Genomic DNA, 26,918 nt, shown 5'->3' on the forward strand with positions numbered 1-26,918 from the left:
CCTGCCGTGCGGCGTGTGGTACTGCGAACCAGGCTGACGGCATGAAAAGAGCCCGTCCGGCGGGCTCGTTTTCATGGCTTGGCGCCGCCCGCTGCCTTCTTCGTGCCGGCTGCCAGGCGCTCGATCAGCGGCCGCATGTCGACGTCGTAATGCGGCGCATTGAGCGGCCCGCTGATGGTGACGGGCACCACCACACCGGCCAGCGCCGCGCGCTCGTGCCCACCTGGCTTCTTGGTGAAGGCGGCTTCCAGCTTGTAGTCGATGACATTCTCGGCCACGTCGATCAGGCCGCCGCCGCCCAGCGATAGCAGCGGTGAATCGAGCCGCAGCTCGTCGGTGCGGGCCACGCCCTTCTTTAGCTGGAACACGGCGTTGAGGCTGCTGAATGCCGTACTCGTCGCCACATCGGCCGCGTGCTCACCGGACTTGCTCTGCGGCTTCACCAGCAGCTTGCCGAGGTCGATGCCGCGTATCGAGCCATCGCGCAGGCTGACACGCACATTGCCGTCGAGGCTGCGGCGCATCTCGTCGACGCTGTCGCCGCTGGCCGTCAGCTCGATTTCCGCCTCGCCGCGCCCCTCGACGCGCGACAGCCCGATCACGTCTTCGAGCAAGGGGCGCACGTTCATGCCCACCAGGCGCTGCTTGAGCTTCAGCTCCGGTCGGGCGCGGAAAGCCAGGCTGGCCGACCCCGACAGCGTGCCCTGGTACAGGCTGGCCGCGAATGGCTCGATCTGCAGCATGCCGTCCTCGCTCCTGGCGCCGAGCAGCACCTGGCCGAAATGCACGGGCCCCAGCAGCAGTTCGCCGATCTTGAGTTCCGCCTTGCCGGCCCAGCCGTCGAGCAGGCTGAAATCGAGCTGCACCGGGCCGCGGCTGTCCTCGCCGGGCTTGGCGGGCGCGGGCTTGGCCAGCACCAGCCGGTTCACGTCGAGCCGGGTGAGCTCGGCGTTGAGATCGTAGCGCGGTGCGCCGAAATCGCGCATGACGAAACGCAAGCTGGCCGGCGCGTCGTCATAGCTGCCGCTGAGGTTGGCGAATACCTGTTGCTCGGCCCAGTCGAGGCTGGCCGAGCCGTTGACCTGCAGGCTCGACAGCGGCTTGCTCTCGCCGTCGCGGCTCAGCGTGGCCTTGATCATGGCCTTGGGCAGGGAGAAAGAGTTGAACCCGGTGCCGACTCGGATCGGCCCTGCCAGCTCGGCCGCCAGCGCATGGTTGCCATGGCGGGCCTCGAAATGCAGCGCGCTCTCGGCGGCAAGGCTGCCGGACTGGGCGGATAGCTGGCTGAACTCGATATCGAGCTTGCCACGGTCGGCCTGAGCTTCGAGACTGCCGCGCATCTTGAGCTTGGGCGCGGTGAAGCGCCCTTCCTCCCAGCGTGCGGTCGGCATCGCGCCCGCTGCGCTGAAATGCAGCGCGCCAGCATAGGCATCGAAGCGCACGCCGCCACGGCTCAGCGTGGCCACCCCGCCGGCGTACTGCAAGCCGCCGGAGAGCGCGACGCCAATCCGTGTGCCTTCGGCCGTCCCCACCCATTTGGCCTGCAGATCGGGCAGGCTGAATTCGCGCAGGCGCGGATCGACCTTGACCGCGGCCTTGGCCTCGATATGGCCGGAGAAGCCCGGATGCAACAGCTCGCCCGCAAGATCGAGGCGCAGCGGCTCGGTGCGGTCGTTGCGTGCGCCCTCGATGCCGACCTCGCGCAGCACCCAGCGTGGCTGCGATTCGCGGTCGTACCAGCGCAGCTGGCCCTGGCGCACCTGCAGCTGCCGCAGCGACCAGGTCAACGGCCCGGGCTTGGGGGATTGCAGCAGGTCGTCGAAATTGTGGCTGCCATCGGGCAACCGGCGCAGGTTGACGCGCAGGCCTTCCAGTGTGAGCCGGTCGACCGACAGCTCGCCGTGCAGCAAGGGCAGCAGGCGCAAGCCGAGCACGGCGCGCTCTGCGCCGAGGAAATCGTCGTCGCTGAGGCGTTCGCTCAAGGCCACCTTGTTGAGCTCGATGCCGAGCGGCCACAGGCTGAGGCGCAACGGCCCCTGCAGGCTGAACTTGCGCTGCGTGGCCTGCTCCACGCGGCTGGCCAACTCGCGCTCATAGCGCGACAAATCTGTGACGATGGGCATGACCAGCCAGCCGGCAACCGCCAACCCGCCGGTGTACAAGCCCAGGCGCATGAAAAAGGTTCTGCTCAGGCGCAAAACACGTCCCGTCAAAAAGACAATCCCATTATTGTAGCGATTGCGGTGGGGGCTCGACCATGAAAAAACGCCGCGCCCGACCAAGCGGGACGCGGCGTTTCACTGTCTGCCACTAGATTTGCTGGATGCCGGCAACCAGCCATTTGAGCGCAGCGCCATCGGCCGGCTTGGTGAAGTGCCACAGCTCGGTGAACGGCTGCTCAGGGCTATTCAGCGACTCGCTGACGCGGCCATGGAAGCGTACGGTGGCGATGTACTGGCTGCCTTCCCGTGCGGCCTCGATCACCTCGGCATTGAGTTCCGGGAATTCCGCTGTTTCGGTGTTGCCCTGCACATCGGCGCGGATCGCCTCGAACATGTCGGGCGTCAGATACTTGCGCAGCTCGTCCACGCTATCGGGCGAGTTCATCGTCTGCAGGTGCATGAACGAGGCCTTGGCCTGGCGCAGAAAGGCGACGGTCTCGGTGCCATCGGGCAGCCGCGAGCCCACGTTTGCCGCCGGTGCATCGGCAAAGCTCGCGGCCGGTGCCGCGTCGCCACCGATGCGGTACACCTTGCCGGAAGACGGCGCCGACGCGGCACCCATCCCCGCGCCGCCATAGCTCGGCGCGGCGGCAGGGCGTGCCGTCATGCGGCGGAACAGCATGAAACCGATCGCGGTCAGGCCGCCAAGCAGCAGCAAGGTGCCCCAGGGGAAGCCGGACGATACGGGCTGCTGGGCCGAGCCCATCATCGCACCGCCGCCGGCGGGCGCCATCTGCGTGGCCTGGTTGCCGCCACTGGTGGCGTGGCCGAGCATATAGCCTGCCGCCGCGCCGGCTGCGGCGCCAGCGGCGACACCGCCCCAGCCCGGGCCGCTACGTTGCGGCGCGGCCTGCGGCTGGGGCTGCGAGATCGGGGCGGACGGCGTCGGCTGCACCCGGCTCGGCGCCGGGCGCGGCGTGTAGCTACGCGTCATGCCGCGGCTATTGCCGCCGCCGAGCCGGGCGGCGTCGGCAAACGGTGCGGCCAGCATCGCGCTGGCAGCCAGTGCAGCAATCAGCATGCGGGTCTTGTGTTGCATGGTCGGGTCCTCATCAGGGGAGAATTGCCTGTGTCAGACGCAAGGTGAGGGCAAAGGTTCCCAATTCAAGGCCTGGCGCCGCTCGCCAATCACGTCTGCGCTGCCGGGGTGCATTTGCCGCACGGATTGACTAGCCTGAAATCAGGGCAGGCGGCAACGGTTTGTCGCGCTCAAGAGATGCGAGGAGAACAACATGACCCGTGAATGGCACCATGTCCTGCCGGACCCGCTGCATCCGCCGCAGGATCGCCGCATCGGCGAGCGGCGCAGCCCGTGGCCTACCGTCATCTACAACAAAAGCGAACGCCGCCGCCACCCGGACCGGCGCAAACTGCCGCGCTAACCAGCCCGCGGCTAGGCCTCGCACCGCTCCAGCGCGGTGACGACGGCGCGGCCATCGTCGATCCGCCATTTGACGTCGAATTCGTACAGGCGGACGCCGAAATCCTTGCGCCTGTCGCTCGAGCCGAAATAGGCCGGGCGCGGATCGTAGCGCAGCATTTCTTCGACCAGTGCCCGAATCTGCGGGCGGGCACGGCTCGCCTGCTCGAGGTGCCGTTCGGCCTCGGGTGTAAACACGATGTCGACCGCAATCGCCGGCTCATCCGGCGCGAAACCACCGCAGGCGTCGGTGATCGCGTCGGCATACGGCAGATAGGGCTTGATGTCGTAGATGGGCGTGCCGTCGAGCAGGTCCGCCCCGCTGAATTCGAGCCGCACGCCATGGCTGGTATCGATGCCGGCCAGCCGCACCACCGACAGCCCAAGCGGGTTCGGGCGGAAGGTGGAGCGGGTGGCGAACACCCCGAGACGCTGGTTCCCGCCCAGCCGAGGCGGCCTGACGGTAGGCCGCCAGCCGCCATCTGCCGTGCCGTGAAAGCCGAATATCAGCCAGACATGCGAGAAGCCGTCGAGGCCGCGTACCGCCTCGGCGCGGTCGAACGGTGGCAGCAAGCGCAGCGAGGCGCGGGCCGCCTGGACCAGCCCGGGCTGGCGTGGGATGCCGAATTTCTCTTTGAAACAGGACTCGATATAGCCAAGCGGCGTCAGGGTGAGATGCATGGGCGGAGCATAGCGCGACATGCATCTTGCGTCAGCAAAGTCGGCGCCAATAGATTAATATAAACATAATATTCTGATATTCGATCATATTAAGCACACCATGCGTCTGCCCTGCCTTCTTGCCGCGTTGTTAGCCTGCCCAGCCGTCGCCGTCGCCGACGATGACCTGCCCGTGCTGAGCGTGGCGTTTGGCTTGGCCGTACCGCCTTATGTGATCAAGGAGAAAAAGGCTGGCATGGAGTACGAGGTGCTCGACAAGGCTTTCCTGACCATGGGGTACCACATGCGGCCAGTCTACCTGCCGCAGTCGCAGCTGCCCGAGGCGCTGGCCAACGGCCAGGTCGACGCGGTGACGCTGGTCAACGAGCATGCCGGCGTACGCGGCCACTATTCGGCCCCCTACATCCGCTACCATGACTTCGCCATCACGCTGTCGAGCCGCAAGCTCGTCATCAACCGCATAGAAGACCTGTCCAGATATTCGATCGCCGCATTTGCCAAGGCGCCGCTTTACCTTGGCGATACCTTCAGGCAGGTGGCAAGCACCAACCCGCGTTATGCCGAATACGACCAGCAGTTGAAGCAGAACTGGCTGCTGTACCACGGCAAGGTCGACGTCGTGGTGGCAGACGTCAACATCTTCCGCTATTACAACCAGCACACGCCGCTGCAGTTCGACTCGCGCCAGCCGGTGACTTACCACCAGCTATTCGACCCGGTCGATTACAAGGTGGCCTTCCGGGATGTCGCGCACCGCGACCAGTTCAACACGGCCTTGGCGCAACTCAAGAGCAGCGGTGAATACGCGCGCATCCTCAGCAACTACCAGTAAACAGCCCCTCCTCGCACACCACCAGCGCTACCACCAGCACTCGGTCGGCGCATCGGCATAGCGGGCCACAGTCCTGCCCCTGCCCCGCCAGGAAACTATATTTACGCAATCGGTATCGGGTTTGCTAACCTGTTTCAGCCGAGTGCCGGTTGGCCTGACCGCTGCCAGCCCCATGCCTGCTTCCTGACATGCGCCCGGCGCAGTACGCCGCCCAGCGGCCCAAGCCTGACCTGCCCTCCCGGATGCCGATACATGAAGCTCAGCCTGATCCCACGCGAACCTGACCTGGGACGCTATCTCGCCCCCTCCCCTTACATCGACTGGCATCATCCGGCCATCATCGAGCGGGCGGCAGAGCTGGCCCGCGGGTGCCACACCGACCTGCAGCTGGTGCGGCGCTGCTTTGAATTCGTGCGGGACGAGATCCGCCATAGCTGGGACTTCCGGCAAAACCCGGTCACCTGTTCGGCGTCCGACGTACTCAAGCATGGCACCGGCTACTGCTATGCCAAGAGCCATCTGCTCGCCGCCCTGTTGCGCGCCAACGACATCCCCGCCGGCCTGTGCTATCAGCGCCTGTCATTGGGCGATGCCGGGCCACCCTACTGCCTGCACGGCCTGAATGCCGTGTTCCTGATCACGCATGGCTGGCACCGCATCGACGCCCGGGGCAACAAGCCGGGGGTGGATGCCCAATTCTCGCCACCACACGAGCAACTGGCTTTTCCCGCACTCGGCGACGGCGAGTTCGACTTCCCGGACATCTGGGCCGAGCCACGGCCAGAGGTCGTGCATGCACTGACCCAGTACTCGAGCATTGAGGAAGTGCACCGTCACCTGCCGGACGCCAAACCGGCAAGCCCCGCGAGGTGGAACATGCACGGTACCGCGCGCCTGCTTTGAAGCCGGCAGGCCATCGCTTATGCTAAACGGCATGGCGCAGCACCCCTGCCCGGCCCGCCGGCCAAGACATGGCATTGACCGCTGACCTGTCGCGGCAGGCCGGCGGCCAGCCGTCCATCACATCGCCACGGCGGGCCACCGCCCACCCCATCCAGGCGTCAAGGAACAACGATATGAACACCCCCGCCGGCCATGGTGGCCGTCGAGCTGGCCCACGCCTACCGCCTGCTCAACCACGGCCCCACCACCCTCGTCAGCACCGCCCACGGTGGCCGCCGCAACGTGATGGCAGCCTCCTGGTCCATGCCACTCGACTTCTCACCACCAAGGGTGGTGGTGGTCATCGACAGCCGGACGCTGACACGCGAGCTGGTGGAAGCCTCCGGCGAATTCGCACTCAATATTCCACCGCGTTCGCTGGCGGCCCAGACGGTTGCGGCAGGGTCAGACTCAGGCCGCCACCGGGACAAGTTCGACCATCTCGGTCTGGCCGTGGCTCCGGCCAGCCAGGTCTCCGCGCCGCTGATCGTCGGCTGCGTCGGGTGGCTGGAATGCCGCGTCATCCAGGAGGTGCACAACGAACAGCGTTACGACCTGTTCATTGCCGAGGTAGTCGCCGCCTGGGCAGACCCGACCGTATTCAGCAATGGCCGTTGGCATTTTGGTGACGACGCGAAACGTACCATCCACTATGTTGCGGGCGGCGCCTTCTTCGAAACCGGCAAACCCTTCGAAGTCGATGCCGGGCGCTAGGCCATGGCATGCCAATACAAAAAAACGGGCCCCATCCGGGGCCCGCTGATTGCTGGTACTAACGCCCGGGCAAGCCTGAACCTACCCGGCGCATTTCTTGTTTGATGTCTGCGATCAAATTGCCGAAGCCAGGCGCGAGCCCTGATTGATGGCGCGCTTCGCATCGAGCTCGGAGGCAACGTCGGCACCGCCGATCAGGTGCACCTTGACGCCGCCAGCCTCAAGCCCCGCCTGCAATTCGCGCAGCGGCTCCTGTCCGGCGCAGATCACGACGTTATCGACCGGCAGCACCTGATACTTGCCGCCGATGGTGACGTGCAGGCCTTCGTCGTCGATCTTTTCGTAGCTGACGCCCGACACCATCTCGACCTGCTTGTTCTTCAGCGAGGTGCGGTGGATCCAGCCCGTGGTCTTGCCCAGGCCATCGCCCACCTTGCTCGTCTTGCGCTGCAGCAGGAAGACCTTGCGCGGGCTGGCCTCGATGTGAGGACGCTTGACCCCGCCGCGGTTCTGGATAGTGTCGTCGATGCCCCATTCGTCGAGATATTTCTTCACGTCGAGGCTCGGGCTCACCCCTTCGTGTGTCAGATATTCCGACACGTCAAAGCCGATACCGCCCGCACCGATCACGGCCACGCTCTTGCCAACCGGCTTCTTGAGCTTGAGTACATCGATGTAATTGAGCACCTTGGGGTGATCGGCACCGTTCAGGTCGAGCTTGCGCGGCATGATGCCCGTCGCCAGCACCACCTCGTCAAAACCCTGCGCCTTCAGCGTGTCGGCATCGACACGGGTATTGAGCTTGAGCTTCACGCCGCTCAGCTCGATCTGCTTGCCGAAGTAGCGAATGGTCTCGTAGAACTCTTCCTTGCCCGGGATCTGCTTGGCAATGTTGAACTGCCCGCCGATTTCACCCGAGGCTTCGAACAAGGTCACGTCATGGCCGCGCGAGGCCGCGACAGTGGCGAAGCTCAGGCCGGCCGGGCCGGCACCGACCACGGCCAGCTTCTTGGGCGCATCGGACGTGGTGTAGTTGAGCTCGGTCTCGTGGCAGGCACGCGGGTTGACCAGGCAGCTCGTCATCTTGGCGACGAAGATGTGGTCCAGGCAGGCCTGGTTACAGCCGATACAGGTGTTGATTTCGTCCGCCTTGCCGGCAGCGGCTTTCTCGACGAAGAATGCATCGGCCAGGAAGGGGCGCGCCATCGACACCATATCCGCACAGCCATCGGCCAGCACTTGCTCGGCCACATCGGGCATATTGATGCGGTTGGTGGTGATCAGCGGCACCGAGACATGGCCCTTGAGCTTCTTGGTCACCCAGGCAAAGCCGGCGCGCGGCACCATGGTGGCGATGGTCGGCACGCGTGCTTCGTGCCAGCCGATACCGGTATTGATGATGGTGGCGCCAGCCTTTTCGATTTCCTTGGCGAGCTGGATCACCTCATCAAGGTTCGAGCCTTCGTCGACCAGGTCGAGCATCGACAGGCGATAGATAATGATGAAGTTGGGGCCGACGCGTTCGCGCGTGCGGCGCACGATCTCGATCGGGAAGCGGGTACGGTTTTCGTAGCTGCCGCCCCACTGGTCGGTACGCTTGTTGGTCTTGGCCGCGATGAACTGGTTGATCAGGTAGCCCTCGGACCCCATGATCTCGACGCCGTCATAGCCGGCCTGCTGCGCAAGCCAAGCACAACGCGCGTAGTCGTCGATGGTCTGCTCGACCTGCTCACCAGTCAGCTCGACCGGCGGGAAGGGGTTGATCGGCGCCTGCAGGGCAGACGGCGCAACCGGGTTGAGCTGATAGGAATAACGGCCGGTATGCAGGATCTGCATCGCGATCTTGCCGCCTTCCTTGTGGACGGCATCGGTAATCACCTTGTGGTGCGCCGCCTCTTCTTCCGTCACCAGCTTGGCACCGCCAGCCATGCCCAGGCCATGCTCGTTGGGCGCGATCCCGCCCGTCACGATCAGGCCCACGCCACCGCGTGCGCGCTCGGCGTAGAAGGCCGCCATGCGATCAAAACCATTGGGAGCTTCTTCGAGGCCCGTGTGCATCGAGCCCATCAGGGTGCGGTTGCGCAGCGTGGTGAATCCGAGGTCAAGCGGGGCAAGCAGGTGGGGGTAGTTCGACATGGCTCCTCCGGTAAAAAGCGGTATTAGGATTGATGTCGAAAGAATGTACTTACTGGTTAGTAAGTTGTCAACGGTCGCGGTGAGAAAGCACGCCTTACTTCCCGCCCGCCCGCCCGCACTGCTCCGAGCAATTCGCCCATTGATGCACGGCGTCGGCAGGCTCGCGCCAAACCGCGGCTTGCCTATCAATTCAACGGTACTGCACCAAAACCGACAAAAAAACCACACTCAAAATATATTGTAATCATGCGTTTGACATTTCGATTGTGCACCGCACTTCTCTCATGATGAGATGGCTCGCGATGAAAACTAACCGTGCACAATCCCCGTCCATCTGGGGGCGCCTAAATTTTGTCGGGCTCATACTGGCATTCAGCTGGCTGGTGGCCAGCCCAAGCGCCCATGTTGAAGCACCGGGCAGCCTGGACAAGCCCCAGCCCCGGGCAGAAGATCCAACATGCGGCGACCCAGCCTTACAGACGTCCAAAGCACTGCATCGCGCTTACTGCGAATAGCCGTGCGCTACTTTTCCAGCACGAAGCTCCCCGGCGCGGCAGCCAGTCGCTTGTAATTCCGGTTGCCCATGGCCGGAGGAGCAGTCTTTTCGCCCGACTGCGGGGCGAGCCATGCCAGCCAATGCTCCCACCAGCTGCCCGCCACCTTGCCCTGCCGTGCCTGCCAGTCGTCCGGTGTCTCGCCGGCAGTCGGCGAACCGCTCCAGTAGCTCCGTTTGGGCGGGTTCACCGGCGGATTGACGATGCCGAGGATGTGCCCCGAGGTGGACAGGGTGTAGATGCTCTCGCCAGACACCAGCTTCGACAGCGTGAAGGTCTGGCGCCATGGCGCGATGTGATCCTCTTCGGCCCCGACTGAGTACAGCGGCACCTTGATCGCGCTCAGATCGATCTTTTCGCCGGCAATGGTCAGCGCGTCGGGCTGGATCAGCTTGTTGTGCAGATAGAATTCACGCAGATAGTACTTGTGCATGGTGCCCGGCATGCGCGTCGTGTCCATGTTCCAGAACAGCACATCGAATGCCGGCGGGGTTTCGCCATATAGGTAGTTGTGCACCCAGTAGTGCCAGATCAGGCTGTTCGAGCGCAGCAGGCGGAAGGTGGTCGCCATTTCCTTGCCGTCCAGATAGCCCTTCTGGTCGATATTGCGTTCGATCGCCGTCAAGCCGGCCTTGTCGATGAACACCTCGACGTCGCCCGGGCGCGAGAAATCAGTCAGCGTCGTGAACAAGGTCCAGCTCTGCACCGGCATGTCCTCGGGCTTGTCGAAGCGCTTGGCGAGCCAGGCCATGTAGATTGCCAGTGCCGTACCGCCGAGGCAGTAGCCCACCGCGTTGACCTTGCCGGATTTGCTGATGGCCCGGCTCACCTCCACCGCCTTGGCGATGCCGTCGGTGATGTAATCATCGAAAGTCAGGCCGGACATGTCCGCCCCCGGGTTCTTCCAGCTGATCATGAACACGGTGTAACCCTGGCCGACCAGGTGTTTGACCAGGCTCTTCTTGTCGTTCAGGTCGAGGATGTAGAACTTGTTGATCCACGGCGGCGCAATCACGATCGGTACGGCATGCACCTGATCCGTCGTCGGGGTGTACTGGATCAGCTCGATCAGGTGGTTGCGGAACACCACCGCACCCGGCGTCGTGGCCAGGTTCACACCGACCTTGAACGGGCGCTTGTCCGTCATCGAGATATCGCCGTCGCGCATGTCCTGCATGAAATTCTGCAGGCCGCGCAACAGCGAATCGCCGTTGCTCTCCATGAACTTGCGCATCGCGACGGGATTGCCGAAGAAGAAATTGGTCGGCGCGATGGCATTCAGCCATTTCCGTATCCAGAAAGCGCCACGGCTGCGCTCGGCTTCGTCCAGCCCCGGCGTGTCGAACAGAGTGTCCTGCAGCCAGTGCGTGCACATGAGATACCACTCCTTGGTGATATCCCAGACGGGCATGTCCGTCCAGACCGGGTCGGCGAAGCGATTGTCGTCCGGGTTGACCGGCACCACGTCAGGGCTCGGCATGCCCAACGCGCGCTTGGTCAGATGCTGCATCAGATTGGCGTATTCGCGGCTGAACTGCGACATCGCTGCGGCCAGCTCGCGCGGATGCTGCAGCCAGGTCTGCTGCGCGTGCAGAACGGTCGTGGTGATGCCGTATGGGTCGAGCGCATCGCCAATGCCTTGCTGCAGGGCGAGCCAGCGCTCGTAGCTGTTGCGGAGGGATGGCGGGGCCTGCGTGGGGACGGGATCTCGAGCGGTCATCACACGTACTCCAGAAAGAGCCTTGCGGTTTGATTGGAAGCCAAGCGGCAGGCGGGTGACACACCCTCACCATTCCTTAGCATAGGCCCATGCAGATTGGGTCGCAACGCGACCGGCTATTCCTCCAGCGTCCGCTTGGAGAAACGGATACCGAGCTGCTTGAGCTTGCGGTACAAATGCGTGCGCTCCAGCCCCACTTTTTCGGCGACACGGCTCATGTTGCCGTTTTCGAGCTTGATGTGGTGCTCGAAATACTGCCGCTCGAAAATATCACGCGCCTCACGCAGCGGCAGGTCCAGCGCCTCACCGCAGCCGAGGGTCTGTTGCATCGCATACGGCGCCAGCAGGCGGTTCACCTCCGCCAGCGCCACCTCCTCCCCCACCGCAGTCACCGCCACGGTGGCCACCAGGTTACGCAACTGCTCCAGATTGCCGGGCCAATCATGGTTGCGCAGCGCATTGAGCGCCGCCACACCGAAACGCCGGGGAGGCACCTTACGCTCCTCCACGAGGCGATCCATGATCTGATTGGCCAGGTCGGGCACGTCCTCCCGGTGTGTGCGCAACGGCGGCACGGGAATCTGCAGCACGCTGATGGTGGAAAACAGCCCAGCGTCGAAGCCTCGGTCTTGCATCAACTCGGCCAGCGAGCGGGTGGTCGCGCAGACCAGGCGAATATTGAATTTCTCCAGCTTGGCCAGCACCTGCAGCAGGCCATGCTGCGCGCGCGACGGCAGGCGGCCGATCTCGCGCAGGAACAGTAGGCCGTTCTGGGCCTGCTGCAACAACTCCGCCGGCGCATCGAGGGCCCGTTCCACCTGCTCCGGCGCGACGAATGGCGTATTGGCGTGATGCAGGAAGCGAGCGCAGCTATCGAAGCCGACACCGGGCTCCCCCAGCAGCAGCACCGGGGTTTTCAGTTGCTGCACGAGTTCCAGCTGGCGCTTGAGTTCGTGGACGGCCTGGGCGCGGCCGAGCGACGACAGGCTCAGCTCGGAATTCGCCTGCGTCACATTGGCCTTGATGGCCCGGCTGACGGTGGATAGCAGCTTCTGCAAGCCGATCGGCTTCTCGAGAAAATCGATGGCGCCGATGCGCGTTGCCTCGACGGCCGTATCGATGGTGGCGTGGCCCGACATCATCACGACCGGCATGGTCAGCTGGCCACCATTCGCCCACTCTTTCAGCAGGCTGACCCCGTCACAGTCGGGCATCCAGATATCGAGCAGCACCAGGTCCGGGCGGAACTGGTTGCGCAATTGCCGCGCCTGATCGGCGTTCTCGGCCAGCTTGATGTCGTAGCCTTCGTCCTCGAGGATTTCGGAGAGCAGCTCACGAATACCCATTTCATCGTCAACGATCAGGATTTGCTTACCTGGCATGCTGTCCTTACGGAATACTAAATCTGTTGAGGCTGGGCCTGATGCTCAGCGTGGGGAAGCGTGATCTCGACGCGAGCGCCACGTGGCTCGACATTGGCGATGTGAATCGCCCCGCCATGCTCGTCGAGAATCTTCTTCGCAATCGCCAGCCCAAGCCCGGTGCCCTTTTGCTTGGTTGTCATATAGGGCTCGAACACGCGTCCCAGCAACTCCTGGGATACGCCCGGGCCGTTGTCCATGACCGAGACGCTGACCTTGCCGTTGACCACGGCACTCTCCACCGTGATCATCGGCTCGGGCTGATCGTGCAGCGCATCCTGCGCGTTTTGTAGCAAATTATGCAACACCTGGCGCAAAAGTGTCGCGTCTCCCATCACTAACAATTGACAAGGCGCGAGCCGCAGGGTGATGAAAGGCGTCGCCTCGTACAGCACGAGCACCTCGGCAAGCAGGGCGTTGAGGTCCAGCTGGCGCAGCTTGGTCGCCGGCTGGCGGGCATATTCCTTGAATGCGTCGACCATCTTCTTGAGTTCGTTCACCTGCTTGACGATGGTATTGGTGGATCGCGCCAGCATGTCGGCATCCGCTTGCGACAGTTTGTCGGCCAGGCGGTGCTGGATGCGTTCTGCCGACAGCTGGATCGGCGTCAGCGGATTCTTGATTTCGTGCGCAAGGCGCTTGGCAACCTCGCCCCAGGCCGCATCGCGCTGGGTCTGCAGCAGATCGCTGATATCGTCGAACACCACCACCACACCGCTTTCCAACCCGCCGTGAAGCCGCGCACCCCGCGCCAGCAGCACGCGCCTGCCGTTGCGGCCGGCGATGTCGAACTGGCTCTGCCAGCTGCTGCATTCCGGGTCGGCAAAATGTTCCTGTATGCCAGCGCACAGGGGGGCAAGCTCGGGATAGTGGTCGGGCCAGACGAGCAGGCGCAAGCCGCGCATTTTCTCGAGATCGACACCAAGAATGCTGCTGGCGCCAGGATTGACGGCGCGCAGACGGAAGCGCTCGTCGAAGGTGAGCACCCCGCTCGTCAACGTCACCAGCACGCCTTCCAGATAGGCCTTGGCAGCCTCGAGCTGCGACTGGTTGCGCTCGACGGCCTCGCTCGCCTCGGCCAGTTGCCGTGTCATCAGGTTGAACGATTGGGCGAGCACCCCGAGCTCATCGCGGCTGGTCACCGGCTGGCGCTGGCTGAAGTCGCCCTTGGCAACAGCCCGCGTACCGGCCGCGAGCGCACGTAGCGGCGCCGACAGGCGGTCACTGAGGACGAACGCCAGCGCCAGCGCCAGCAGGATCGACATCAGCAGCGTCAGCGTCAGCGTCAGGCTGTAGATGACCTTGAGCCCGGAGCGAGACAGCGATAGCTGCTTGTATTCCGCCCGCACCCGTTCGACGAGTTCGGCATCTTCCGCCAGCGTCGTCGGCACGGGTCGGATCAGTTGCACCAGCGTGCCGTTGGCGCCGTCGACGCGCCGCGCCGCACGCAGCAGCAACGTGCCGTCCGCGCCGGTCTCGATGGCGCCATAGGGGCTGTGTTCCGCCTCGTCGAGCAGGGCGCCGTCCGGGTACATCAGCGGCGAGGTCTGCCCCGCGTCGCCGGCCAGCGCCAGCAGGCGCCCGCTCGGCGAGAACAGGGCCAGCTCCTGCAGGCGGTACTGGCTGCGCAATCGTGCCAGTTGCTGCTGCTGACTGCCGATGCCGTCTTCACGCAAACGCGCGCTCACGACGGCGCCGACATCGCTCAACTCGGCCAACTGGGTGTGCAGCGCCATCTGTCCGAGACTCAGGCCGCGGTCGAGCGCCTTCTCGACCTTGACGTCGAACCAGGTCTCGATCGAGCGCGTGAGGAACTGCACCGACACGGTGTAGATCAGCGTCCCCGGCACGATGCTGAGCACCGCGAACATGACCACCAGGCGGAACGTGAGCTTGGCCCCGAACACCTGCCGCCGCAGCCGGCGACGCAGGCGCCACAGCTGATTGCCGAGCACTACGAGCAACAGCACCAGCACCACACCGTTAAGCGCGAACAGTTCCCAATAGTGCTTGGCGAGCGCCACCGTATTGCCGCTGGCGGTGGCGAGCAGGAACAGCAGGATGGTGCCCAAGCCCGCCCCGATGGTGAACAGATATTTCATGCCGGCCGAGGGGTGAGGAAATCGGGAAAGAGGATGGCAGAGCGCCGCGCCGGGAGCAAGCCGAAGTACTTATTCGCCGCCGACGAAATTGATCGGACGCCACTCGGACGCCAGATCCCACTCCTGCGTGCCGATGGTGTTGATCTGGAATGGCTTGGGTAGCTTGGAGACGTCGAGCCGCATGCGAATGCGCGCCTCGTACTGCCGCCCCTTGCTCAGGTAGCCGCCGTCGTAGACCGGCCAGCCGCGGATCGTGCCGATCGCAGCAAGCGCCTGCGGCAGGGTGGAGAAATTCTGGTAGAGCGAGCCGAAAGTCACGCGATACTTGCGCGTCAGCGCGTTGTAGGTGAGCTTCGCTTCAAGCCGCACCGAGCTGTCGAACCAGTCTGCCATCTGGCGATAGGCCCAATACCAGCGCGGCTTGACGATCTCGTACTCGGTCTGGAAATAAAGCGGCACGCCCTTGTTGAGCACGTCTTCCAGCGTGGGGTTGAGCGTGATGCCAACACTTGCATTGACGACGTAATGCTCTTCCTGCAACTGCGTGGAGGCGCTGTTGACCACGATGCCCTCGGCGGCCACGGCCAGCGAGACCAGTAGCAATTGCAGGCATATCAGTAGACCACAGCAACTGAACCGTCGTTTTCCCGGCTCAGGGTTTCGCCAGCAGAGCGTAGAAGAAGCCGTCATGTCTCGCGTTTGGCGTTAATTGTTGTTCTAGGTTTCCGGGTAGCGCGAGCAATGTGGCGTCTGGATGACGGGCCAAAAAAGCATCAACTTGCGCCCGGTTTTCTTGAGGGAAAACCGAGCAGGTAGCGTAAAGCAATTTCCCACCAGGGGCCAGCAAGGGCCACAAGGCATCGAGAATTTCCGCCTGCTGTGTTGCAAATTGCGCAATATCGTCCGACCGGCGCAGCCATTTGATATCGGGGTGGCGACGCACCACACCCGACGCGCTGCACGGCACATCAGCGAGAATGCGGTCGAACGCCTGGCCGTTCCACCACGAAGCGGGTTGGCCGGCATCCCCCTGCAACACCTCGGCCGAAAGCCCGAGGCGGACAAGATTCTCGCGCACCCGCTCAAGCCGATCCGCATCGTGATCGAGCGCCGTCAACGCCACATCGGCCAGCTCCAGCATGTGGCAGGTCTTGCCGCCGGGTGCCGCACAGGCATCGAGGACGCGCAACCCGTCATGGAGATCGAGCAGGCGGGCGGCAAGCTGTGCGCCATAATCCTGGACCGACACCCAGCCTTCGGCGAAATTCGGCAGCCGCGACACCGGCACCGGCTCCAGCAGCTGGATGGCCTCGTCGGCGATGTGACGGGCGGCAATGCCATGCTCTGCCAGCAGCCTCAGATAGTCTGCCGTCGTCGTCCGGCGCGGGTTGACCCGCAGCGTCATCGGCGGATGCGTATTGGAGGCTTCGAGAATTGCCTGCCAGTCATCGGGGTAGGTATCGCGCAGCAGTCTCACCCACCAGGCGGGGTACGAGTAGCGGTCGGCGTCGTTCCTGATCGCGGATGTCGCCAGTTCGTCGCGTCGGCGCAGGAAATTGCGCAATATCGCGTTGACCAGCCCCTTGCCGCCGCCGGTACCAACCTTTTCCGCGACGCGCACGGCATGATCCACGATCGCGTAAGGCGCCGCACGCGTGTAGGCAAGCTGATACAGGCTGATCAGCAGCAGGAATTCGAGCTGGCGATCACTCAACGGCTTGAGCAGCAGCGCGCGCAGATAGGCCCGCAATTGCCCGAGGTGCCGCAACGTGCCGTAGCAGATGTCCTGTATCGCGGCACGCTCGGCCGGCTCCAGCTTCGGGTAGGAGCGAAAATGTCGCGCCAGCACCTCATTAAGGTTGTGGCCGGTCAGCACCTGGCTGATCACCTGCATCGCACCGCGTTGAATGGCCAGCATCAGAGTTCCCCACGCGCCATGGCCATCAATCGGGCAACGCGCTCCTCGGTCGAGGGGTGGGTGCTGAACAGGCTGGCCATGCTGCCGCCCGCCAAGGGGTTGATAATCATCATTTGAGCAGTCTCCGGGTGGGCTTCGGCAGCGTGCAGGGGCAAGCCATGCGCAAAGCGTTCGATTTTTTGCAGCGCCATCGCCAGCGCCTGGGGGTCTCGGGAGAATTCCGCTCCGCCGCGATCCGCGCCGAATTCACGCGAGCGGGAAATCGCCATCTGAATCAGCGAGGCCGCGATCGGCGCGAAGATCATGATCATGATGGCGACGATCGGGTGCACACTGCGCTCGCGATCCCCGCCGGAAAAAAACATGGCAAAACTCGCCAACGACGAAATGGCGCCTGCGACACTCGCAGAGATCGTCGAGATCAACGTATCACGATTTCGCACATGGGCGAGCTCGTGCGCCATCACGCCGCGCAGCTCGCGTTCGGTCAGCACGCGCATGATGCCGGTCGTCGCGGCAACGGCAGCATGTTCCGGGTCACGGCCGGTGGCAAAGGCATTCGGCGCGTCTTCTTCGATGACGTAAACCTTGGGCATCGGCAAGCCGGCATTGGCAGCCAGCTCCTGCACCATGCGGTGGAGCTCGGGCGCCGTGCGCGCATCGACTTGCTGCGCGTTGTACATGCGCAGCACCATCTGGTCGGAATGCCAGTAGGCCCACATGTTCATGCCGCCCGCGAACAACAGCGCGAGCAACATGCCGCTCCTGCCACCGAGCAAGCCACCGATGATGCCGAACAGCGCCACGATGGCCGCCATCAGTATCGCTGTCTTGAGCCAGTTGCCGAACATCGCCATCCTCTTCTATAGAAACGAGACCATCTGCTTGGATCGCCCCGTCAGGCTGAAATTCAACTGCCCAGCTGCTGGCCGACCTGCAATGGCGTGCCGGCCAGAAAGGCCGACACCGGCAGCCGCTTGCCGCCGGCACGTTGCAGCTCCAGCACCTTCAGCGCACCCTCGCCGCAGGCCACCCAGACGCCGTCCGTACTGACATTCAGCACGCTGCCCGGCGCACCGCTGCCGCTGGCAGGCTCGGCGCGCCACACCTTGAGCGGCTCACCGGCAAGCGAGGTGAACGCGACGGGAAACGGGTTGAATGCACGCACGCTACGCGCCACTTCGGCGGCCGGCTTAGACCAATCGATCTCAGCCTCGGCCTTGGTCAGTTTCGCCGCGTAGTTGGCCTGGGCATCATCCTGCGGCTCGGCCACAGGCGTGCCCGACGCATAGGCACCGAGCGCCGCCACGATCGCCTGCCCGCCCATGTCGGCCAGCTTGTCATGCAAGGTGCCGGCATTGTCGTCCGCCGCGATCGTCACGCTGCGCTTGAGCAGCATCGGCCCCGTGTCGAGGCCGGCCTCCATCTGCATGATGGTGATCCCCGTCTCGCTGTCGCCCACCTGGATCGCCCGTTGTATGGGCGCGGCACCGCGCCAGCGGGGCAACAGCGAGGCATGGACGTTGAGGCAGCCCAGTCGGGGAATGTCGAGTACCGCCTGCGGCAGGATCAGGCCATAAGCCGCGACAACCATCACGTCCGCGCCCACATCGCGCAGCAACTGTTGCGCTGCCTCTTTCTTCAGGCTCAGCGGCTGCTCCACCGGCAGGCCGTGCTGCAGCGCAAGCTGCTTGACCGGGCTCGGGGTCAGTTTCATGCCACGGCCGGCAGGGCGATCCGGCTGCGTCAACACCAACGCGACCTCGTGCCCGGCAGCGATGAGTGCGGCCAAGGAGGACGCCGCAAATTCGGGCGTCCCGGCAAAAATCAATTTCATGGATTCGGCCCTCGACCGCGTCGTCACATCGACTTGCGGCGATTCTTCTTCAGCTTATTGAGGATGCGATCCTGCTTGAGGCGCGACAGGTATTCGACGAACACCTTACCCAGCAGGTGGTCGAGCTCGTGCTGGATGCACAGGCCGAGCAGGCCATCCGCCTCGAGCTTGAAAGGCTTGCCATGGCGGTCGAGCGCCTCGACCGTCACCTGCCTGGCGCGGCCGGCAACCTTGTCATAGATGCCCGGCACCGACAGACAGCCCTCTTCCAGCTCGCAGTCGCCGTCTAGATGCGTGATGCGCGGATTGATGAAGACCAGGAGCTCGTTCTGCTCGTCGCTGACATCGGCCAGGAACATCTGGATATGCCGGTCCACCTGGGTCGCAGCCAGACCCACACCGGGCGCCGCATACATGGTATCTGCCATATCATCGATCAACCGCTGTAGTTCAGGGCCAAAATCGGTGATCGGTGCCGCCACCTTGTGCAGCCTATCGTCCGGATAGTGCAGGATATTGAGAATCGCCATTATTGCTTGCCACTTGAATAATTCGGATGCAGAATCTAAGAAGATTCTAAAGAAACATGCAGTCTGGATAAATCGCCGGGCTGATCACACTTCCCGTCAATCGCCAGAAAACTAAAATAAGCTCTAGAGCGAGGCTTTTCAATGCGCAAGTCTATCATATCGCTGGTCATGCTCGGCGGACTGCTGACCACCGCCCAGGCCGACGAACTCAAACTGCAGGATAACGTGCCTGATCGTTATGTCGTTGTAAAAGGCGACACCTTATGGGACATCTCCGGCAAGTTTCTGAAACAGCCTTGGCGCTGGCCGGAAATCTGGCAGCTCAACCGCGATGAAATCAAGAACCCGCACTGGATCTATCCCGGCGACGTGATTGTGCTCGATACCTCGGGCGGCACACCGCGGCTCAGGCTCGTCAAGAATGGGGAATCGGCAGGCGCCAACGGCGTGACGGTGCTCAGCCCCCGCGTGCGCAGCGAAGAACTCAGCCGCTTTGCGATTCCGAGCATCGCCCCCTCCGTCATCGAGCCATTCCTGAGCCAGCCACTGGTGGTTTCCGACGCACAACTCAGAAACGCCCCGCGTATCGGCGAAACGCAGGATGGCCGAGTGATCGTGGCCTCTGGTGAAAATGCTTACGTGGTGGGCATGCCCACCACGGAAGTGACCGGCACCTGGCAGGTTTTCCGCCCTGGCAAGGCGCTGCTCGACCCGGACAGCAAGAACGGCAAGGAAGTACTGGGCCACGAAGCCGTTTACCTCGGCGATGCCCGCGTTCTCAAGCGGGACGGCAAGGTCAACACGATACGCCTGGTGAGCTCCAAGCAAGAGGTCGTCGTCGGTGATCGCCTGATTGCGACGAACAAGCAGGAAATCTTCAATTACGTGCCGCATGTGCCCGATAACGACCCGAACGGCAAGGTCATCTCGACCTATGGTGGGGTATCGATCGCCGGCCAGTATTCCACCATCGTCATCAACAAGGGTGCACGCGACGGGCTGGAGCCAGGTCACGTGGTTGGCCTCTTCCGTCACGGCCGCCTCATCCGCAAGGAATCACCGTCGGAGGAAACACTTTACACGCCAGCCGAACGTAACGCAGTTGCATTCATCTTCCGGGTATTCGACCGCGTATCCTATGCCCTGATCACCAACACGGAAACGCCAGTCGAACTACTGGACGAGGTGCACAAGCCTTGACGACGGCCGATGAGGCCAGCCCCTGGCTCAGGCTCGGACTGATTCCGGGCCTGTCCGCAGCCCAGCAGATCAAACTGTTGCAAACATTCGGCAGCCCAGAGGCTGCCGTTTGTGCTTCTAGAACACAGCTACAGGGCGTGCTCAAGCCCCGCCAGATTGATGCCTTTCTCGCCGGCCCCGACAGTGCGCTGCTGGCGACCACGCTGGACTGGCTCAGCCAGCCAGACAACCATCTGATCACGCTGGCCGATACCGATTACCCGCCAGCACTGCTGGAAACCGCAGACCCGCCAGCCATGCTCTACCTCAAGGGCCGGCGCGACCTACTCAGTGCCCCGGCGCTGGCCATGGTGGGCAGCCGACATGCGACTCCGCAAGGTGCGGACACGGCCCGCTCCTTTTCCGCGGCACTGAGCGCAGCCGGGCTCACCATCGTCAGCGGTCTGGCCCATGGCGTTGATCGCGCGGCCCATGAGGGCGGGCTTACCGGCCCCGGCAGCAGCATCGCCGTCGTCGGCACAGGGCTGGATCGAGTCTACCCGGCGCGCAATCGAGACATCGCCCATCAACTGGCGCAATCGGGGGCCATCCTGTCGGAGTTTCCCCTCGGCGTGCCGGCCCTGGCCGGCAACTTTCCCCGGCGCAACCGCATCATCAGCGGCCTCAGCCTGGGCTGCCTGGTGGTCGAGGCGGCCCTGCAGAGCGGCTCGCTGATCACGGCGCGTCTGGCGGCAGAGCAAGGCAGGGAAGTATTCGCCATCCCGGGATCGATCCACTCCCCCGTTGCGCGCGGCTGCCACGCCTTGATCAAGCAGGGCGCCAAGCTCGTCGAGACGGCACAGGACATCCTCGATGAACTCAGATGGCAGGGCAAGGCAGCCCCTGCGCCGAGCCCGGCACAGACGATTGAACTGGCGCCCCCAACCGACGAGGAACAACAGTTGCTTGCAAGCATGGGCTTCGACCCGGTCAGTGTCGATACCATCTGCACGCGCAGCGGCTTGACGCCAGATAAGGTATGCGCCATTCTGTTAAAACTGGAGTTGGAGTCGCGAGTCAACAGCTTGCCAGGCAGCCGTTATCAACGGTGCAACTGACGTGCCCCGGGGCCATGGCCCCATGGGCTATGCTCCACACACCGGCCGGCATGCCGGCCGAAAGAGAAAACATGTTTGACGTATTGGTTTTCCTGTTCGAACAGTATTACCACACCGAATACCGCCCAGACTGGGATACGCTGTCCCGCAAATTGTCGGCAGCAGGCTTCGATGATGGTGATATAGATGAAGCGCTCGACTGGCTTGCCGACCTCGACAGCCATAGCCAATGCTATGAAGGCGACTTCGGTTCGACCTCGGGTGTCCGCGTCTTTGCTGCGGAAGAGTTGTCCAAGCTCGACGCCGATAGCCGGGGTTTCCTCTGTTTCCTGGAACAAGCCGATGCGATTACCCCACAGCAGCGGGAGTTGGTGATTGACCGCCTGATGGCACTGAATAGCCGATCGGTCGGCCTTGAACGAACCAAGCTGACAACGCTGATGGTACTCTGGAATCAGCGCCAGCCGCTGGATGCCCTGCTGGTCGAGGAATTACTGAACCACACGCCGGAGCAAATGCACTGATGCACCGCCACACCAGACCGGTGATGCGGGCCCGTCAATAATGCGCTTCGGGCGCATTTTTTGTTAATACGATGCCGACAAATCTACTGATCGTCGAATCGCCCTCCAAGGCGAAGACACTGAAAAAATACCTGGGCAAGGATTTCGAAATCCTTGCCTCCTACGGCCACGTTCGGGATCTGGTTCCCAAGCAGGGGGCGGTCGATACGGCCAATCAGTTTGCCATGAAGTATCAGGTCATCGAGCGCAACCAAAAGCATGTCGATGCCATCGCCGGTGCCGTGAAGGATGCCGACAACATCTATCTGGCAACTGACCCGGACCGCGAAGGCGAGGCGATTGCCTGGCACATCCTGGAAATCCTTCAGAGCAAGAAGCTGCTCAAGGACAAGAACGTCCAGCGCGTCGTTTTCCACGAGATCACACAAACCGCCGTCAAGGATGCGGTTGCTCATCCACGCACGGTATCGATGGACCTGGTCAATGCGCAGCAGGCGCGGCGAGCCCTTGATTACCTGGTCGGCTTCAATCTTTCGCCGCTGCTGTGGAAAAAGATTCGCCGCGGCTTGTCGGCTGGGCGCGTGCAGAGCCCGGCACTGCGCCTCATCTGCGAGCGCGAAGCCGAGATTCGCACCTTCAAGCAGGAAGAGTATTGGACCATCCACCTGGATAGCCACAAGGGTCGCCAGAAGTTCGGCGCTAAGCTGTTTCAGTTTCAGGGCGAAAAGCTCGAACAGTTCAGCATCCCCAACCAGCAACGCCACGACGAGGTGTTGGCAGCCATCCGCGCGGCGGGCGACAGCGCGCATATCGTCAAGGTCGACAAGCGCAAGAAGACACGCAATCCAACAGCGCCGTTCACCACCTCGACCATGCAGCAGGAAGCCGTGCGCAAGCTGGGCATGACGACCGACCGCACCATGCGGACGGCGCAGCAATTGTATGAAGGTATCGATGTCGGCGGCGGGATTGTCGGTCTGATCACGTATATGCGTACCGACTCGGTCAACCTTGCGAACGAAGCCATTGCCGAGATCCGCGACTACATCACGACAAACTTCGACAAGGGCTACCTGCCGGCCAACCCGGTCACCTACAAGAACAAGGCGAAGAACGCTCAGGAAGCCCACGAGGCCATCCGCCCGACTTCCATCAGCAGAACGCCGGAGGCCGTCAAGCCTTTCCTGACGCCAGAACAGTTCAAACTCTACGAGATGATCTGGAAGCGCACGCTGTCCTGCCAGATGTCGCCGGCCAAGTTCGACACGACGAGCCTCGACATCGCGGTTGGCAGCGACGAAAGTACGCTGTTCAGGGCATCGGGGCAGGTCCTGACCTTCCCGGGCTTCATCGCGGTGTATCAGGAAGATGCGGACGACGCCGAGGAAGAAGGCGACGCCCGCCTGCCATTGCTGGAAGTCGGCGAAACCATCCCGGTAGACAAGCTGTCGGGTGAGCAGCACTTCACCCAGCCACCGCCACGCTACTCTGAAGCGAGCCTGGTCAAGGCGCTGGAAGAGTTCGGCATCGGCCGGCCATCAACCTACGCAAGCATCATCTCGACGCTCAAGGACCGCGAATATGTGATCCTGGACAAGAAGCGCTTCCTGCCGACCGACGTGGGCGAAGTGGTCAACAAGTTCCTGACCGAGCACTTCGGCACCTATGTCGATTACAACTTCACGGCAAAACTGGAAGACCGTCTCGACGAGGTATCCAACGGCGAGCGCGAGTGGATTCCGGTTCTCGACGAGTTCTGGCAGGGCTTCGACAACCAGGTGAAGGAAAAGCAGAACATTTCGCGCCAGGAGATCACCCAGGAGGCGATCGACGAGGCATGCCCAAAGTGCTCGAAACCCTTGGCCATCCGCCTGGGCAAGCGCGGCAAGTTCATCGGCTGTACCGGCTACCCGGAGTGCGACTACACCCGTAATCTGAACGAAGATCAGGCGGCGGCCGAAGAAGCCCCGGCGGTGATCGAGGGACGGACCTGCCCCGAGTGCGACAGTCCGCTGGTCATCAAGCAGGGGCCTTACGGCAAGTTCATCGGTTGTTCCGGCTACCCCAAGTGCAAGCACATCGAGCCGCTCGAAAAACCGAAGGACACCGGTGTCGTCTGCCCTGAATGCAAGACCGGCAGCCTGATCGAGCGCAAGAGCCGTTACGGCAAGATGTTCTACTCTTGCAACACCTACCCCAAGTGCAAGTACGCGGTATGGAATCCGCCGGTCAACGAGCCCTGCCCAAAGTGCGGCTGGCCGATCCTGACCCTGAAGACCACCAAGCGGCGCGGCACCGAAAAGGTCTGCCCGCAAAAGGAATGCGGTTTCACAGAGCAAGTCGAGCCGCCGGTGACGGCCTGACATCATCGTTCCGGCATGTGCCCGTGGCCAGCCGTGGGCGCATGGCCGCAGGGTGGTCTCAACGTAATATCGCATGAACACGATGCCCCCAAAAGATGCCGCCGCACAGCGAGGCCGAGAGCTAGCCATCTACGAGGCCTATCTCGGGGCGCTCGATACCGTCACCTCGCAACTGCTGGACAGCACCGAAGACGAAAGCTTCGCCGAGATCGTCCAGCAGCTCGCGGCGACCACCCACTCCGACCTGTGCGTTCTCTACACCAATCTGCGCGATACGGACGACGAATCAGCCCGCGTACTCGCATCATGGTCCAGTTCGACCGCCATTGAGGCGGCGCTCGACGGCATCAAGACACTGCACTACTCGGATTATCCCGAGCTGACCGATACCTTGCGTGTCGGCATGATCTTCATCCGCGATCGCGCCGATCTGCCGGAACGGGAACGGCTGCTGTTCGCGCGCCACGGTCTGGGCAGCTTGGTCGGCATTCCCTTGCTGTCTTCTGGCGACCTCGATGGCTTCCTGCTGTTCGCGGGGCATCGCCCACGCCGCGACTGGCATTCGATCGAGCTGAAGGTGCTGTCGGCGCTGGCCAACGACCTGGCGATGGCGCTCACCCAGCGCCGGGCGCAGCTCGTCACAAAGGCCAACCAGCGTCGTCTCGAGGCGCTGGTGTCAGTGTCCGACGATATGGTGCTCGAGTTCGACGAGCGCGGCGTCGTGGTCAACGTCTGGTCCAGCCACCCCGCCATGCCCAATGCCGAGCTATTGGGCAAGGACCTGAAGCAGGCGCTCCCCAGCGAAATGGCTGCGGCATTCAGACGCAGCGCCAACAAGCTGTTCCGCAAGGGAGGGGTGGAAACGATCAAGCTTTCCATTCCCATGATGGATAGCCACTCCTACTTCCTCGCACGCATGCAGATCGTGCCGGCGGAAAGCGGGGAAGGCCGCCACATCGTGGCGCTGGTGCGTGATGTCACCAGTGTCATGCAGGAAGAAGCCTGGCAGAAGACCCTGCTCGAGACCCTGAGCCTGCTTGAAGAGGCGATCGTCGATCTGTCGCCGAGTGGCGCCCTGCTGAAAACTACGGTCCCGTGGGCCAAATTCCGCGGCATTGAAATCGATGCCATCGAGGAAGATTACGGCTTCGCGCTGACGCACTTCCTGCCCTACGAAGACAGGGAGAAGCTGCAGCTGGCCATCGACTCGCTGGCGGGCGGTGAGACGCACACGCAAACGGTCCGTTTCAAGATGCCGCGCCCGGACAACGAAAACGCCTGGATAGAAGCCAAGCTGATTGCACACTGCAGCCCCGAGGGCGATATCAGCAGTCTGCGCGGGGTGCTGCGTGACATCACCACCGCCTATCTGCATGAGCGCCACATCACCCAGCTCGCCCTGTTCGACTCGCTCACCCAGCTACCCAACCGCATTCTGCTCGACGATCACCTGCACCAGGCGCTGATCCGCGCCCGGCGCAACAACCTGAAGGTGGCGCTTGGCTTCATCGACCTCGATCACTTCAAGCAGATCAACGATACGTTTGGGCACTCCGCCGGCGATCGCGTGCTGGTGAATCTCGCCAAACAGCTGCGCTCGGTACTGCGCGATATCGACACGCTGGCGCGCTGGGGCGGCGACGAATTTGTGGTGCTGCTACCCGACCTGCCCAACCTGACGCCGCTGCGCAATATCGCCGAGCGTCTGCGCGAGATCGCGCGGGAAGGCATTTACATCGATGGGCTCGAGACCAAGTCCACCATCAGCATTGGCTTTGCCGTCTTTCCGGACGATGCGAATGACGATGAATCGCTGATGTCGGCAGCCGACAGCACCATGTTCTACGCCAAATCGCTCGGCCGCAACAACGTGCAGTTCTATAACGATGTCGTCCACCTGCGGGCCGATGCGCGTGAGCAGGTGGCGCTTCAGGCCAAGCTCTCCACGGCCATCGAGCGGGCCAAGCTGGAGGTGTATTTCCAGCCCATCGTCAATGCCGAGACCAGCTGCGTCGTTTCGGTCGAAACACTGGCACGCTGGCATGACGACCAGGATGGCTGGGTCAGCCCGCAGATCTTCATCCCCATGGCGGAACGTCTGGGCCTGATCAAGGAGCTTGGCGATCAGATGATCGACCAGGCGTTTGCGGTGCTCAGGCGCTGGCGTAACGAGGGCCTTTCCCAGAAGCTGGCGATCAACGTCTCGCGCGCGCAGCTGTTTTCCCAGGACTTTTCTGCCCGAATCCAGCAGCAACTGGCAAGCCATGGCCTCAAGCCACAGGATATCGAGCTCGAGATCACCGAGAGCATCGCACTGACGGACTATTCGCAACAGATGGTGCACCTGAAGCAGCTGTCGCAGGAAGGCTTTACCATCGCGATCGACGACTTTGGCACGGGCTACTCCTCGCTCTCCCAGCTGCACGAGATGCCCGTCGACACCATCAAGATCGATGTCTCGTTCACCTCACGCCTGCACACCGAAGAGGGTCGGCGCATCGTGCAGGCCATCGTGCAGATGGCCCAGGCGCTTGGGCTGGAGGTAGTGGTCGAGGGCGTCGAAAAGTCGACCACCGCCAGCTTCCTGCTCGGCCTCGGGGTGAAACGCCTGCAGGGCCACTACTTCGGCAATCCGCTGTCGGCGGAAAAATGCGTCGAGCTGTTGCGGCATGGCGTGTCGTCGTTTCATGCCGATTGAATCGACA

General features: G+C 63.0%; 21 protein-coding genes. 9 read left to right on the forward strand and 12 right to left on the reverse strand.

Annotated elements, in window-relative coordinates:
- Positions 1-71 precede the first annotated feature (71 nt).
- Together ABWL39_RS17590 and ABWL39_RS17595 are read right to left on the reverse strand one after the other, a co-directional pair.
- The gene (locus ABWL39_RS17590; protein WP_367794346.1) at positions 72-2,174 is read right to left on the reverse strand and encodes an AsmA family protein; all 2,103 of its coding nucleotides are present in this window, start codon (positions 2,172-2,174) and stop codon (positions 72-74) included.
- A gap of 136 nt (positions 2,175-2,310) precedes the next feature.
- Positions 2,311-3,261 (reverse strand): Tim44 domain-containing protein, encoded by a 951-nt coding sequence (locus ABWL39_RS17595; protein ID WP_367794349.1) that lies wholly within the window; start codon positions 3,259-3,261, stop codon positions 2,311-2,313.
- Positions 3,262-3,454: 193 nt separating this feature from the next.
- On the opposite strand from ABWL39_RS17595, the gene ABWL39_RS17600 reads away from it, so the two are divergent.
- Positions 3,455-3,604 (forward strand): hypothetical protein, encoded by a 150-nt coding sequence (locus ABWL39_RS17600; RefSeq protein ID WP_367794352.1) that lies wholly within the window; start codon positions 3,455-3,457, stop codon positions 3,602-3,604.
- A gap of 11 nt (positions 3,605-3,615) precedes the next feature.
- On the opposite strand, the gene tsaA is transcribed toward ABWL39_RS17600, so the two are convergent.
- Positions 3,616-4,323: a tRNA (N6-threonylcarbamoyladenosine(37)-N6)-methyltransferase TrmO gene (tsaA, locus tag ABWL39_RS17605; protein WP_367794355.1), complete on the reverse strand. Its 708-nt coding sequence runs from the start codon at positions 4,321-4,323 to the stop codon at positions 3,616-3,618.
- Between the two features lie 100 nt (positions 4,324-4,423).
- On the opposite strand from tsaA, the gene ABWL39_RS17610 reads away from it, so the two are divergent.
- From ABWL39_RS17610 to ABWL39_RS17620, 3 genes are all read left to right on the forward strand, one after another.
- Positions 4,424-5,155: a substrate-binding periplasmic protein gene (locus ABWL39_RS17610; RefSeq protein ID WP_367794358.1), complete on the forward strand. Its 732-nt coding sequence runs from the start codon at positions 4,424-4,426 to the stop codon at positions 5,153-5,155.
- A 252-nt stretch (positions 5,156-5,407) separates the two neighbouring features.
- Positions 5,408-6,058: a transglutaminase family protein gene (locus ABWL39_RS17615; RefSeq protein WP_367794361.1), complete on the forward strand. Its 651-nt coding sequence runs from the start codon at positions 5,408-5,410 to the stop codon at positions 6,056-6,058.
- Positions 6,059-6,250: 192 nt separating this feature from the next.
- Positions 6,251-6,811: a flavin reductase family protein gene (locus ABWL39_RS17620; RefSeq protein WP_367794364.1), complete on the forward strand. Its 561-nt coding sequence runs from the start codon at positions 6,251-6,253 to the stop codon at positions 6,809-6,811.
- A gap of 114 nt (positions 6,812-6,925) precedes the next feature.
- On the opposite strand, the gene ABWL39_RS17625 is transcribed toward ABWL39_RS17620, so the two are convergent.
- The 9 genes from ABWL39_RS17625 to def all read right to left on the reverse strand — a co-directional run bounded on the left by ABWL39_RS17625 (position 6,926) and on the right by def (position 19,029).
- Positions 6,926-8,947, reverse strand: coding sequence for an FAD-dependent oxidoreductase (locus ABWL39_RS17625; protein ID WP_367794367.1), 2,022 nt, complete (start codon positions 8,945-8,947; stop codon positions 6,926-6,928).
- 522 nt (positions 8,948-9,469) lie between these two features.
- Entirely contained in the window at positions 9,470-11,221 is a 1,752-nt protein-coding gene (locus tag ABWL39_RS17630) for a PHA/PHB synthase family protein (protein ID WP_367794369.1), read from the reverse strand.
- 116 nt (positions 11,222-11,337) lie between these two features.
- Positions 11,338-12,603: a sigma-54-dependent transcriptional regulator gene (locus tag ABWL39_RS17635; protein ID WP_367794372.1), complete on the reverse strand. Its 1,266-nt coding sequence runs from the start codon at positions 12,601-12,603 to the stop codon at positions 11,338-11,340.
- Between the two features lie 17 nt (positions 12,604-12,620).
- A complete protein-coding gene (locus ABWL39_RS17640) occupies positions 12,621-14,744 on the reverse strand; it encodes an ATP-binding protein (protein ID WP_367794375.1) in 2,124 nt (707 codons plus the stop codon).
- Between the two features lie 69 nt (positions 14,745-14,813).
- Positions 14,814-15,347: a DUF4390 domain-containing protein gene (locus ABWL39_RS17645; protein ID WP_367794379.1), complete on the reverse strand. Its 534-nt coding sequence runs from the start codon at positions 15,345-15,347 to the stop codon at positions 14,814-14,816.
- Positions 15,348-15,396: 49 nt separating this feature from the next.
- A complete protein-coding gene (gene rsmB, locus ABWL39_RS17650; RefSeq protein WP_367794382.1) occupies positions 15,397-16,662 on the reverse strand; it encodes a 16S rRNA (cytosine(967)-C(5))-methyltransferase RsmB in 1,266 nt (421 codons plus the stop codon).
- Positions 16,662-17,513 carry a zinc metalloprotease HtpX gene (gene htpX, locus ABWL39_RS17655; RefSeq protein ID WP_367794385.1) on the reverse strand — a complete coding sequence of 284 codons (852 nt, stop codon included), beginning with the start codon at positions 17,511-17,513 and terminating at the stop codon, positions 16,662-16,664. Before htpX ends, rsmB begins: the two co-directional genes overlap by 1 nt.
- A gap of 59 nt (positions 17,514-17,572) precedes the next feature.
- On the reverse strand, positions 17,573-18,499 hold the full coding sequence (fmt, locus tag ABWL39_RS17660; protein ID WP_367794388.1) for a methionyl-tRNA formyltransferase: 927 nt from the start codon (positions 18,497-18,499) through the stop codon (positions 17,573-17,575).
- Positions 18,500-18,522: 23 nt separating this feature from the next.
- Positions 18,523-19,029 (reverse strand): peptide deformylase, encoded by a 507-nt coding sequence (gene def / locus ABWL39_RS17665; RefSeq protein ID WP_367794391.1) that lies wholly within the window; start codon positions 19,027-19,029, stop codon positions 18,523-18,525.
- A gap of 141 nt (positions 19,030-19,170) precedes the next feature.
- On the opposite strand from def, the gene ABWL39_RS17670 reads away from it, so the two are divergent.
- From ABWL39_RS17670 to ABWL39_RS17690, 5 genes are all read left to right on the forward strand, one after another.
- Entirely contained in the window at positions 19,171-20,229 is a 1,059-nt protein-coding gene (locus ABWL39_RS17670; RefSeq protein ID WP_367794394.1) for a LysM peptidoglycan-binding domain-containing protein, read from the forward strand.
- Positions 20,226-21,326 carry a DNA-processing protein DprA gene (gene dprA / locus ABWL39_RS17675; RefSeq protein WP_367794397.1) on the forward strand — a complete coding sequence of 367 codons (1,101 nt, stop codon included), beginning with the start codon at positions 20,226-20,228 and terminating at the stop codon, positions 21,324-21,326. The genes ABWL39_RS17670 and dprA overlap by 4 nt, the downstream gene beginning before the upstream one ends.
- Positions 21,327-21,397: 71 nt before the next feature.
- Positions 21,398-21,850, forward strand: coding sequence for a DUF494 family protein (locus ABWL39_RS17680; RefSeq protein WP_367794400.1), 453 nt, complete (start codon positions 21,398-21,400; stop codon positions 21,848-21,850).
- A 71-nt stretch (positions 21,851-21,921) separates the two neighbouring features.
- The gene (topA, locus tag ABWL39_RS17685) at positions 21,922-24,213 is read left to right on the forward strand and encodes a type I DNA topoisomerase (RefSeq protein WP_367794403.1); all 2,292 of its coding nucleotides are present in this window, start codon (positions 21,922-21,924) and stop codon (positions 24,211-24,213) included.
- 73 nt (positions 24,214-24,286) lie between these two features.
- Positions 24,287-26,911 (forward strand): EAL domain-containing protein, encoded by a 2,625-nt coding sequence (locus ABWL39_RS17690; protein WP_367794405.1) that lies wholly within the window; start codon positions 24,287-24,289, stop codon positions 26,909-26,911.
- The last annotated feature ends 7 nt before the right edge of the window (positions 26,912-26,918 follow it).

It is taken from the genome of Chitinivorax sp. PXF-14, from assembly GCF_040812015.1.
Taxonomy (GTDB): domain Bacteria; phylum Pseudomonadota; class Gammaproteobacteria; order Burkholderiales; family SCOH01; genus JBFNXJ01.

Bases quoted from the DNA above. Each gene is read 5' to 3' on its own strand.
- ABWL39_RS17590 (WP_367794346.1), bottom strand. From the start codon at position 2,174: ATGCGCCTGGGCTTGTACACCGGCGGGTTGGCGGTTGCCGGCTGGCTG.
- ABWL39_RS17595 (WP_367794349.1), bottom strand. From the start codon at position 3,261: ATGCAACACAAGACCCGCATGCTGATTGCTGCACTGGCTGCCAGCGCG.
- ABWL39_RS17600 (WP_367794352.1), top strand. From the start codon at position 3,455: ATGACCCGTGAATGGCACCATGTCCTGCCGGACCCGCTGCATCCGCCG.
- tsaA (WP_367794355.1), bottom strand. From the start codon at position 4,323: ATGCATCTCACCCTGACGCCGCTTGGCTATATCGAGTCCTGTTTCAAA.
- ABWL39_RS17610 (WP_367794358.1), top strand. From the start codon at position 4,424: ATGCGTCTGCCCTGCCTTCTTGCCGCGTTGTTAGCCTGCCCAGCCGTC.
- ABWL39_RS17615 (WP_367794361.1), top strand. From the start codon at position 5,408: ATGAAGCTCAGCCTGATCCCACGCGAACCTGACCTGGGACGCTATCTC.
- ABWL39_RS17620 (WP_367794364.1), top strand. From the start codon at position 6,251: ATGGTGGCCGTCGAGCTGGCCCACGCCTACCGCCTGCTCAACCACGGC.
- ABWL39_RS17625 (WP_367794367.1), bottom strand. From the start codon at position 8,947: ATGTCGAACTACCCCCACCTGCTTGCCCCGCTTGACCTCGGATTCACC.
- ABWL39_RS17630 (WP_367794369.1), bottom strand. From the start codon at position 11,221: ATGACCGCTCGAGATCCCGTCCCCACGCAGGCCCCGCCATCCCTCCGC.
- ABWL39_RS17635 (WP_367794372.1), bottom strand. From the start codon at position 12,603: ATGCCAGGTAAGCAAATCCTGATCGTTGACGATGAAATGGGTATTCGT.
- ABWL39_RS17640 (WP_367794375.1), bottom strand. From the start codon at position 14,744: ATGAAATATCTGTTCACCATCGGGGCGGGCTTGGGCACCATCCTGCTG.
- rsmB (WP_367794382.1), bottom strand. From the start codon at position 16,662: ATGCTGGCCATTCAACGCGGTGCGATGCAGGTGATCAGCCAGGTGCTG.
- htpX (WP_367794385.1), bottom strand. From the start codon at position 17,513: ATGTTCGGCAACTGGCTCAAGACAGCGATACTGATGGCGGCCATCGTG.
- fmt (WP_367794388.1), bottom strand. From the start codon at position 18,499: ATGAAATTGATTTTTGCCGGGACGCCCGAATTTGCGGCGTCCTCCTTG.
- def (WP_367794391.1), bottom strand. From the start codon at position 19,029: ATGGCGATTCTCAATATCCTGCACTATCCGGACGATAGGCTGCACAAG.
- ABWL39_RS17670 (WP_367794394.1), top strand. From the start codon at position 19,171: ATGCGCAAGTCTATCATATCGCTGGTCATGCTCGGCGGACTGCTGACC.
- ABWL39_RS17680 (WP_367794400.1), top strand. From the start codon at position 21,398: ATGTTTGACGTATTGGTTTTCCTGTTCGAACAGTATTACCACACCGAA.
- topA (WP_367794403.1), top strand. From the start codon at position 21,922: ATGCCGACAAATCTACTGATCGTCGAATCGCCCTCCAAGGCGAAGACA.
- ABWL39_RS17690 (WP_367794405.1), top strand. From the start codon at position 24,287: ATGAACACGATGCCCCCAAAAGATGCCGCCGCACAGCGAGGCCGAGAG.